This is a genomic window from Aeromonas sp. HMWF015, from assembly GCF_963878965.1.
GTDB classification, from domain to species: Bacteria; Pseudomonadota; Gammaproteobacteria; order Enterobacterales; family Aeromonadaceae; genus Aeromonas; species Aeromonas veronii.
In genome coordinates, this window is the sequence record NZ_CAWNZT010000277.1 from 1 (window position 1) to 10333 (window position 10333).

At 57.6% G+C, this 10333-nt stretch carries 9 protein-coding genes; all 9 read right to left on the reverse strand.

What is annotated here, in order from left to right; genetic code table 11:
• Positions 1-1060: 1060 nt before the first annotated feature.
• On the reverse strand, positions 1061-2215 hold the full coding sequence (locus AACS18_RS14435; RefSeq protein WP_108612522.1) for a prophage tail fiber N-terminal domain-containing protein: 1155 nt from the start codon (positions 2213-2215) through the stop codon (positions 1061-1063).
• On the reverse strand, positions 2212-2877 hold the full coding sequence (locus AACS18_RS14440) for a phage adaptor protein (RefSeq protein WP_108612523.1): 666 nt from the start codon (positions 2875-2877) through the stop codon (positions 2212-2214). The genes AACS18_RS14435 and AACS18_RS14440 overlap by 4 nt, the downstream gene beginning before the upstream one ends.
• Positions 2878-2890: 13 nt before the next feature.
• Positions 2891-3535, reverse strand: coding sequence for a hypothetical protein (locus AACS18_RS14445; RefSeq protein ID WP_108612524.1), 645 nt, complete (start codon positions 3533-3535; stop codon positions 2891-2893).
• Positions 3535-3978, reverse strand: a complete 444-nt coding sequence (locus AACS18_RS14450) for a hypothetical protein (protein ID WP_108612525.1) — start codon at positions 3976-3978, stop codon at positions 3535-3537. The genes AACS18_RS14445 and AACS18_RS14450 overlap by 1 nt, the downstream gene beginning before the upstream one ends.
• A 66-nt stretch (positions 3979-4044) precedes the next feature.
• Positions 4045-4434 (reverse strand): hypothetical protein, encoded by a 390-nt coding sequence (locus AACS18_RS14455; protein WP_108612526.1) that lies wholly within the window; start codon positions 4432-4434, stop codon positions 4045-4047.
• Positions 4435-4496: 62 nt separating this feature from the next.
• Positions 4497-5714, reverse strand: coding sequence for a phage capsid family protein (locus AACS18_RS14460; protein WP_069528868.1), 1218 nt, complete (start codon positions 5712-5714; stop codon positions 4497-4499).
• 69 nt (positions 5715-5783) lie between these two features.
• A complete protein-coding gene (locus tag AACS18_RS14465) occupies positions 5784-6725 on the reverse strand; it encodes a hypothetical protein (protein ID WP_108612527.1) in 942 nt (313 codons plus the stop codon).
• 272 nt (positions 6726-6997) lie between these two features.
• Entirely contained in the window at positions 6998-9124 is a 2127-nt protein-coding gene (locus tag AACS18_RS14470) for a portal protein (RefSeq protein WP_108612528.1), read from the reverse strand.
• A partial coding sequence (locus AACS18_RS14475) for a terminase (RefSeq protein WP_108612529.1) occupies positions 9124-10333 on the reverse strand: 1210 nt, incomplete at its 5' end. The genes AACS18_RS14475 and AACS18_RS14470, both read right to left, overlap by 1 nt.

A 10333-nucleotide genomic window follows, 5' to 3' on the forward strand; every position in this document is an offset into this window, starting at 1 on the left:
GGAGGCATAGTGTCCGGTTTCCCCGTGACTTCTCCCCAGGCGGGCCAGCGCGTGGCCATCACAGGCACCTGGTCAAGCTGGCTCCAGGTATGACGATGGTTCACTGCAGCCAACTCGGGCTTACCAGTTACCTCCCCCCAAGCAGGCCAACGAGTCGCCATCACCGGAACCTGATCGAGCTGACTCCAAGAATGCCTATGAGTACTAGAGGCAAAATCAGGTTTGCCTGTTACCTCCTCATAGCTCGGCCAACGAGAAGCCGTCACAGGTACATTATTTAGCTGTCCCCAGTCATGGCGATGGCTTGCTGCGGCTAACGCAGGCTTATCCGTCACCTCCCCCCAGGTAGGCCAGCGAGATGCAGTCACAGGGACCTGGTCCAGCTGATCCCATTCGTGACGATGGCTCGCGGCGGCCAAATCCGGTTTATTTGTTACCTCGGACCAAGACGGCCATCGGGTCGCATATGTGGGGACCCCAACTAATTGGGACCACTGATGGGTGTGGCTTTGCGCCGCTGCGCCAATCTCCTTTAGGGTTGGCCAGCGAAGTGCAAAGACTGGAGTGTCAGTTAACTGAGACCAGGAATGCGTATGCTCTGAGGGGGGCATGGTAACCGGTTTATTGGTGACCTCGTCCCATTGAGGGACCCAACTTGCAGGCCTGGCTCCCACATCCGAGGCACTAAGAACTACCGCCCCGGTCATTCCGTTTACAGAAATAACAGCGTCTGTGCCATCGATTTTGAACCAGGCTTTGGTTGCTGGATCCCAGTGGAGGTAGTCTCCCACACCAAAACTCACATCAGCGATCACCCCCGGGTGAGATACCCGGTAAAACGGGATACCCTGGTTATTAGCTGGGGCCACAGGAGCGCCAACTGCGGCGTTCCATGGCCCAGCCCAAACCAACTGAGAGGTAATTGCCTGAGCCCATTTCTGGGCCTGAAGCGCCCAATGCAATGCCGAGAACTCGCCAGGCCGGCCGTTAATATCACTCCCTTCAGGGTTTTGAGCCCACGCTTCAGCCATTCTCTCAGCTAGGCTCGCATGCTGAGCACTCAGGTTGGCCGCAGCCTGGTCTTGGCTGCCAGACTGGCTTTATCACTGGCGGTATTAGCGGCGGCAATCGCCTGAGCGGCTTTGGTGAGAGTGGTATCCCGCATCGACTGAACTTCAGTCTTTGCCTGTCGGGCCGCTGCGGTATTCGTGCTCACCTCTTGAGCCAGTGACGAGACAGTAACTGATTGCTCATCAATCTCCTTGGCAAGCCCTTCAACCCGCGTTCGATCACCAGTTACTTGCTGTGCCTGTTGCACAACCTGCTTCGCATGATCAAGCGTGGTGATCTTTGCACTTTCAGATGCCTGAGCAGCCTCCTCGGCCTTGGCTGAATGCCGCTTAGCACTGGTTTCTGAGTTAACAGCTGCCGCACTGGCTTTGCCTGCCGCATCAGCTGAAGTCGAGGACATCTTGGCGCTGATGGTCGCTTCGTTCGCTTTTGCAGCCGCCAATGCGGCGCTTTGAGTCGTGCTTTCAGCCTTACCAGCAGCAATGGTTGCACTTGCAGCAGACTCCGATGCGCTCACACCAGCAATTGCAGCAAACTCTCCTGCTTTGACCGCGTGGTGCCTTGCTGAATACTGCTTACCAGTAACCACGACATCGACCGACTCTTCTGCCCATTGTTGAGCTCGGAGTTCAGCACCAGCCGCAATCTTGGCGCTTTGAGCGGCTTCGCCCGCTTTACCTTCGGCTTTGGTTGCCTCTCTACTGGCAATAGCGGCTTGATCAGAAGCCAGCTTAGATGCGTGATCAACAGATAGAGCCGTCTCAGCGGTTTGGACCTGGGCTCTTGAGGCATTAGCGGCTGCGCTCTCTGCTTGCTGCATAGCTTGAACCGCCCGCTCGATAAGTGGAGGCGTCAAGTTGATACCACTATCGATCAGGATGCTGTTCAGGGGGCCATCGATACTCTGTGCCGTAACGGCCCCCGTCCCCATGTAATCCATGTCGTGGCAAAGATCATTCTGGGCATAGACATCATATGTCCCTGTAGCCAAGTCAAAGCTGTAGCGGCCATTGGCATCACATTTGAAGGTCAGCTCAGACCCCATCAGGACTTCGCTCGTAGTAGTAAGCGAGCGCAGTTCAATCAGTGCACCAGGAACTGGTTTTCCTGCCGGGTCTGTGATCGTGCCATAGAGCTTGATCATTGGCGCCGCCCCTTCGTGCTGGCCTGATTGTCCCGCATCGACAACATCGTAGCGTCGGACTCGGTACCGATGGCCAGGGCTTGAGTGAACGATTGAAGATGCAGCTGCCCCCGAGACGCATTAGCTGTCACTTCCGAGTCACGCATGAACGCCCGGTACATGATCCAATCCAAGCAGGGCGTGATATAGCGATCATCAACCTGAACCTCGGCACCCGATTCAACCATCGCCTTCGTCAAGGGGGTTGGAAGAATGCTGAGCACCAGCTCGATACTGACCCCCGCCTTCACGCCGGGATAGAGCCAGAATGCGGTGATATTGGTGGGCTCATGGATGTAGAGTTCAGCCTCTTCTCCACCAGTGCTGCTGGCCCAGCCAGGAATAAGACTTTCCAGGTCTGCACGGGCCACGTACCGGATAGACTTGCCTGTGCGTGTGTTGCGCTCAATGTCGATCAGCTTGATTATGCCTGCAGGTGCCGTCTGGCGGGTGCCGGCAGCACAGGAGAAGGGCTGCGTCTTAATGAAGATGTCCGGTCTTGCTGTAGCAATCGCGGAGATTGCGCTGTTGTAGTAGGAGATTAAGTCCTCTATCCCCCACCCGATGCGCTGCGTATCCGTTAACTCACTCGATGCTCTATTCAATAATTCGCTGACCAGCATGACTCACCTCGCATCAGAAGAAGTGTCGCTTTCGGACGGGGTTCTGGATCCTGGCACTTTCAGTGTGCTCAATGCGAAACCGGTACGCGTCACGGATCCCGTCATAGAACTTGCGGCGGTTAATCTGAGCCAGTTCATGATTGGTCCATGGCTTGGCTTGTAACTGCTGTAAGAGATATGCAGCCCCACAAGCCAGCTCGTGCGCATAGCCCTCCACCAAGGCGGCAGGGATCAGTGTTGCGCTCGGCAGTGGCTCAATGGCGCCGATGATGCAAACCTGGTTAAGAGGCGCCATAAAGCGAATGGACTCGGTGGACTGCAAATGGAAGTGCTGACCAGGCGTCAGTAAATGGCCTTCAGCTGTGATGCGATGGATCGCCGACCCCGTCACCTGCGGCGCCCGCACCTCCTGTCTAGCCTGGCGATTGATGCTGCTGGTCATCGCAAAGCTGACGGTTTGCCCCTCGAAGACATGGTCGAACGTCCGTTCCAGATGGACCAGCATGCTCTCTTTACAGAAAATGATGGCGGCCTCGATGAGATTGCCATGTACCAAGGCATCAGCGCCTTCTGTATGCGGCAAGTGAAGAACCCGCTGGCGAACCAGCGGGATCAACACAGCAGGGCTCACCAGTCGGCTATCTTGTACCGGTACCATTACTCGCCGCTATCCTCGATGACCAACTTGGATTTCAGAGCATCACGCACTCTCAGCCGGTAATCCCCAACTTTTTCCTGAGCACCTTGCGGGGTAATGTCCAGGTCTTCACCGACTACCAGCGTTGCAAGCTGAGCGGAGGTCAACTTGGCCAGGTCTCGACCATCCACCACCATGCTCTGCTCTTCAGCAAGACGTGCAGCTTCCTCTGCTTGGCGCTCCAGCTCTGCAGCCGCCTCCTGGGCAGCCCGCTCCTGGCGTTCCAGCTCGTCGGCCAGGTGCTCAGCCCGGATCCAGACAGAGGGAAACTCCAGCAGTTGCATGGCGATGTGGCTCTCGATATACACAGGCACATGGCGCGGAAACACAAGGCGGCTCCCGGTCACAGTGTCTTTCTTGCTCAGCTTCTCGCCGATGTACACCACAGCAATTTTGTCGCTCACGGCAATAACTCCAATCCAGTAATGAAAAAGCCCGGCACAGGGCCGGGCGTGGAGAGAAAGGCAGCCTTAAAGGTTGCCCACCACTTCATAGTGCAACTTGAGCTTGGCGATACCTGTTGCCTTGCCCCCGCCAATGGTTAGGGTGATCTCTTGTCCCTCCTGCGTCAGGAGGTCATCAACTGGGTAATACTTGGCCACTGCAGCTGCCGTTCCCTCTGCATTGATGATGGTGGTATTGCCAATCTTGGCTGTGATGGTGGTATTCGCCCCCAGCGCGGTAGTGAACAGCGTTACCCCCACGACCTTCAGGTTGGGCTCAACCTTGTCGCCGAACGCAACGACATCGCCAGCCGGCACGGCGGCCAGCTTGGCCACCAGGGTCGGGGAAATAGAGAGGTTGCCGAAGGCACCGACAAACCAGCGGTACGCTTTGGCGATCAGGGTGGTCTTGGCCATGACATGGCTCCTTATCGAGTCAGATAGAGAAAAGGGACCTTGAGGCCCCTTCCTGCTGGTGCTTAACGGCCGACCGGGCTCACCGCGGTATCCAGTACCATGCAGCCGTGGTCCTGGATGTTGCCGTTACGCTGCTTGAAGCGGATCTTCTGCAGACCGGATACCCAGTGGATGGAGATCTCGGTGCTGTTGCCGTGGTCGGTTTTCTCTTCGTGCATGCCAAAAGAGCCGCCTTGCTCGCCAGAACCAAATGCGTTGGCCAGCGCCTGTCCACCCAGCAGGACCGCGCGGTCGATGGTGGTACCGGCAACCTTGTCTACCTCCATACCGGTTTCAGAGTTGACGTCACATACCTTGACGGTACTGCCCTGGTTGAAGCGAATGGGCAACCCCTTGTACTCCTTAACTAGGATGCCACGCCACATGGCGCCTTCGCCGCGGAAGATAGGATGGTTCCAACCCTTTGCACGTTCAGTGGCTGCGATCTGCATGGCCTGCCAGTCCTTGCCAGAGCTGGAGGTGTAGAAGTCGTGCCACTGGCGCGGGGTGACGTAGAGCACAAAGAGCGGCTCTCCACCCGAAGGGTCTGAGTGCATGCGGATCGGCTGGATGGGGTTAGCCATCTCGGAGAGGAACAACGCCATATTGTCCACGCAGCCCAAGTTGAAGCGGTCTGCAGCATCGATGGACTCGAAGGTCGTCGCGTCACCGCCGAAGAAGTGGCGCTCGTAGGTCGGTGCCGTGATGGGGTTGATCATGATTTCGGCGAACTCCTCATCATCCGCCAACGGCAAGATGATATCGGTAGCCGCGTAGTCGCCACGTGCCCCAGCCAGCTGGACAAAGCCACGCTGGTCAACCAGGCGACCATAGTAGCCATCTGCCAACAGCACCCGAGCGGTCTTGATGAGGTCGTGCTTGGTGCGCTTTTGGCTCATCTTGCCACCGGCATCCACACCATGGCGGGACTGGTTGATCGTCAACGAAAAGTCTGCAAAAGAGAGGCTTTCCAGACGACCGGCCAGCTTCTTGTCACCCATGGTCGGGCGGCCAGAGAGCTGATGGAACAGTTGCATATCTACTTCGTCACCGGCGGTTTTGCCGAGATCTGAGATACGCACTACCGGGGCTCCTGCACTGGTCTGCTTGCCACCGTTGATCTTGACCCCTTTTGGGGCCTCTTCGGTCAGCATGTTAACCAGCGAATGGGAGCGGTTGGCCGCAGTAAACAGGGCGGCCTGAAGAATCTTGTTGGCTTGCGCCGTAGTGATTTGGGTCATGAACCTCTCCTACAAAAACAAAAGCCCCGACGGGGTAGTCGGGGCTTTCTTGTAACGTGGGTTGTTGATTTAGAACCCGGCCTGCTCCAGCAAGGCCTCCATCTGGGCCTCAGACATGGCGCTCATCTCACCGATAAGCTCTGCCTGGGACATAGCGCCGTAGCGCTCCATCCCAGTAGCTGGAGCATGATGGGTTTGGCCGAGAGCTGAAGGACTGGACGGGATAAAGTCTGCGGGCTTGTCTGCATCCTTACTGGGTGCCTTGGCAGGAGGAGGAGCGACCTCATCGCCAAAGGCCAGTTTGGTGCGACGTGCAACCTCAGCAAAGCGTGCCTCGAGGGACTTATCGCTCCATGCCGGGTCATCCCGCAGCTTGTCATCGATAGCGAGGGCAAAGTCAAAGCGGTCCTGGTCTTGATCACGCCACTCGGCCAGCTCGGGTACCGCCTGCAGCGCGGCCTGAACGGGGTTTGCCGTGGGTTGATCGTGTTGCGGTGCTGCCTGTGACTCCAGCTTGTGAAGCTTGCGGGCTACTGCCGTCAGGGCTTTGCCGATCTCCGGGTAGTCCTGCGCCAGCAGATCCAGCTCGTCCGGGCTGATGTCATCAGGATCGACATCGGGATTGATCCCGTGTTTATCCAGCAACGCCTGCAACTTATCCCTTTCAGCCTGAACCTGCTGCGCACTGGCCAACTGCTCCCGCAGCTCCTTGGCCTCATGGCGTGCATGTTCAAGCACCTCGTAAGGGATGGTGTGTTGGCCGCCTTTCGCCAAGATCACCTTCTCAGGCTCCTTGGCTGCGTCATCGCCCTCCTGTGCCGCACTGGTTACCGTGCTCTGGTCGGTACTGGTTGCCCCCTCACCCGCCGACGGCGCGGGTTCTACGTCCGTTTGCTCGGTAGCAGTGCCATTGTTCAGCTCGACATCGGGCGCTTGCTCGATTTCGGCCAACATGGCTTCCAGTTCATCCAGGCTCTCAGTACCGGTCAGGTTTTCGATGCTCGTTTTCATGGTCGTCCTCGTAGGTTTTCGCGGGTGGTATCGCTGCCCAAGCGGGGGAACGCTCTCGCAAAAGCGCTCCCCGGCGAGGGCCGGATACAAAAAAGCCCGCACAAGGCGGGCAATAGAGCATGACACTACAGGCGGTAATTGGACTCACCTGAAATTATCCTGCGTTTGATATTTAGTAACAACTGTCACATGTGACAAACAAAAAAGCCCAATCTTGATAGACTGGGCCATGTTGGGGAAATGCTAACGCTGGGTGTTTATAAAAGCAACTATCAGAGCGCTATCGCATCAATCTGCTGCTGAATGGTTTCCAGTAGCTGAGCCTGCAGCACCGCCTGCTCGCTCTGAAGCGTATCCCGCTCGGCTGCTAGTCTTTCCATCTCCTGCAGGGTCTTCCCGGTCTGCGCCTGCTTGAGCGCATCCTCGAACCGGATGGAGTCGGTCAGCTTGGCAATGCGCTGAGCTTCCGCCTGCCACTTTGCGGCCTTGCCTTCCAGTTCTGCTAGCTTGGCCTGCATCTCGCGCATGGTCATTTCCTGCTGCATCTGGGCAACTTGGGCCTGCTGCTCTGCGGCGGCGCGCTCCTCGTCGCTCATCTCTTCTGGATCTTTCTGGATGTTCAGGGCGTTGCGGATCCGCTCTACAAACTCCGCTTTACGCGGCACATCCATCAGCTCCACGAGCAAGTCAAAACAGGCAGCAGCCGCTTCTGGCGGCAGCTGGGCCATCGCCTGAGTCATCCGTTCGGCCAGTTGCTGCTTGTAGGCCGCAGTCTGCTGGATTGGCGCCAGTGCGATATGCGCCCGCAACCGAGTCACATCGTTGGTCAGTTGGCCATCTTCCGCCTCGACGTTGAGCACTACCGCCTTACGCCGGCGTGGGTCATCCCGGTTGATGGTCACCTTGTAGTTGCGCTTGTTGGCCATGTCTTCCAGTAGGTACGACAGGGCCAGCTGGCCTACGAGCTGGCAGCCCATCCGGTAGTTGTCGTTTATCTCAGAGAGAGTGGTGGCGCCCTGCTCCACCAGGTTGCTTATCGCCACACCGGATTGGCCTGTTGTGCCCTGCCCCAGGAATGCTGCGTAAACGCCCATGGTGTCCTGGATGAGCTTGACCGAATCCTGCATCACCTGGAACTGCTGGGCTGCCACGTTGAAGTCCTGCTCAACCTTGAAGGCATCACTCACGCTGGTTTTGTTTTGGCGATCGGGGTTGAGCTCGATGTAGCCATCAGGACGCTCAACCTCCTCCAACACCTGGGCTCGGCTCATGTTAGTAGCGTCTTTGTCCATGATGACGCGCTTGGCCTGCAGCAGGAACGTCAGCTTGATACGACGCAGGTTAACCTCGTCCTGTGCCGGCATGGCCCGGGCAATCAAACCGTAGGGCTCTCCTGTGCGATCTTTTCGGTATCCCCAGAACGGGACCAAGGGATACATGTTGTGCGGCGCTGAACAGGGACGGTCTACCAGGTGATGAGGGCCGACAAACCAGGACTCTCGGATAACGGCCACTGGGCGACGTTCAACCCTAGCTCTGCCCATAGCAACAGCAGCACGGTGCAGCTGGTTGCCCTTGTTGAACTCCAGTGCTCGACCCGAATCAAGTAACAGTACCTGGCGCGTGGTGTAAGTGCGGTAGTAAACCACCTGAAGCAGTACTCGGTCCCGCTCTCTACTACACCACTCCACCTCTTTGCTGCTGAACTGGCTCCACTCCTCATACGCACTGACCAGGTTGGGATCCATCCCTTCAATCGAAGTCAGATTCACGATATCCGACCAATCATTGATGCTGCGCTCCAAGGTCTCCGCTTTACTGGGGAACATCGTCTTGGCTTCATCCACATCAATCCAGCGGCGGCGCATCAGCCAGCGGCAGTCACTCAAATCAGGTTCCCGGCTATGCCAGTCCCAGAACACCTCATCCCGGTGGACGTTACTGAACTTGTAACGCGGACCAAACGGGTCATCACGGCGACAAACCTCAATCCACTCCAATCCCGCTTTGATTTGGCCGGCGTAGGCCCCTCCTCGGGCGCGGTCTAACCCGCCAAGGCGGCACATATCGGCGTATTCCGCGTTCACAGCTTCGGCCAACAGCTCGATCTCTTCGTCGTGGTCATCGGCGATCACCATCAGCTCAGTCCGGCTCTTGGCCTCCATGCCCAGCACCCCGTCAATGGTTGGGGCAATCAGGTTGTGAATGGTGATAGGCTGCCCCCTCTCCTTGAGCACCTTGTCCACAACAGGTGGCAGCTGGTCGTTGTCGTAGTAGGCGCAAGCGCGATTGGCTAGGCTTCTCCAATCTGGCTGGCCATTGATATCGCTCATCAATTTGAGCAGTCGCGGGGTATCGAGGCCGCCTTTTTCAGGGGCCTTGGGCTGGGCATTGATCATCAGTTGGCCATCCAGTGCTTAGGTTTACGGGCGGATTCAGGTTTGACAATGCGAGCAGGCATTCTGGCGCGCATTTCTTGGGCAATCATGTAGCTCATCAGCTGGTCGTCGTAACAGCCTTCCTGCGCGTTCATACTGCCGCTCTTGTCGTAGACAAAGGTGGTTGCTTCGGAGATGGTGCCGATCCAGCGGATCCCCGATTGGCCGGCACGCAGCAGGGTCTTGAGGCCATCAACCAGGAGTGGCTTGGATTGCCGGGTAGTGAGCCAGCCCAAACGAGGCGTCTCATCATCTCGGTCACGGTCGATGTGCTCTTGGGTGTAGATACGGCGGATGGGATAAAGCTCCCGCAGCTTGAGCACCACAGCATGGCCATGGTTGTTGCGCTCTGGGCCGATGTAAGCTGGTCCATGCTCTGTACTGCCGTAGAACTTGCCAACGTGGGCCAGCAGCTGCGCAAAAAGCCCGGGGTCCAAGTGCCCATACCAGTGCGCGACCTGACGGCCATCGCTTCTGGCCACCACATCTAATGATGACCGGTCACCGTGTTCAAGCCCCTCTGCCACGTCGCCGCCGATGGCATAATCCTCATCAGGATCGGGCAACTCCCACACCAGCAGCATGTTCTCGAGCGACCGCTGACCCTGCTCGTCCAGCCGCTCTGGCTTGCGGGCCTTGTGGCGCGCGCCGGTAACCGGGTCGATGTCATAGACGATGAGTGGTGCAATGCAGTCACCTTCAGCCTCCATCGTCACTATCGGGTCAAACACCCGGCGACCAGAGGTCAGAAACGCCTCTAGCGGTGTGCTGGGAAACTCCTGCTTCATTTCAGTGCCCAAGGTAGCCTCTTTGAGCACATACCATTGACGCTGTTCATCACTGATGGTGCAGCCCATCGCCTTCTCTACAGCGGCGAAGTATTCCAGCTGGGCTTTGCTGGCCACCACACCGGATGCCGGCACATCGTCGCGATACTTGGGGTCTTGCCACCAGGCGAAGAAGTGAAACTTCCAGTCGAGCTGGCTGAGCTCGCCACCGGTTCTGCTGAGCTCCAGCGACTTCATGCTCATGGCGTGGAAATCACCGCCCACGCCTTCGGCCGTTGATTCGATGAATGCCACGGCGCCCGGGTGGATGGCCTGCAGGGTACCGGTACGCACCTCTTTGGCTTTCTCAGGGTACTTGGCGCAGATCTTCCCGTGTTCAGAG

Excerpts from the sequence above, each read along its gene's own strand:
- AACS18_RS14455 (WP_108612526.1), bottom strand. The coding sequence starts at position 4,434 with ATGGCCAAGACCACCCTGATCGCCAAAGCGTACCGCTGGTTTGTCGGT.
- AACS18_RS14435 (WP_108612522.1), bottom strand. The coding sequence starts at position 2,215 with ATGATCAAGCTCTATGGCACGATCACAGACCCGGCAGGAAAACCAGTT.
- AACS18_RS14445 (WP_108612524.1), bottom strand. The coding sequence starts at position 3,535 with ATGGTACCGGTACAAGATAGCCGACTGGTGAGCCCTGCTGTGTTGATC.
- AACS18_RS14440 (WP_108612523.1), bottom strand. The coding sequence starts at position 2,877 with ATGCTGGTCAGCGAATTATTGAATAGAGCATCGAGTGAGTTAACGGAT.
- AACS18_RS14470 (WP_108612528.1), bottom strand. The coding sequence starts at position 9,124 with ATGATCAATGCCCAGCCCAAGGCCCCTGAAAAAGGCGGCCTCGATACC.
- AACS18_RS14465 (WP_108612527.1), bottom strand. The coding sequence starts at position 6,725 with ATGAAAACGAGCATCGAAAACCTGACCGGTACTGAGAGCCTGGATGAA.
- AACS18_RS14460 (WP_069528868.1), bottom strand. The coding sequence starts at position 5,714 with ATGACCCAAATCACTACGGCGCAAGCCAACAAGATTCTTCAGGCCGCC.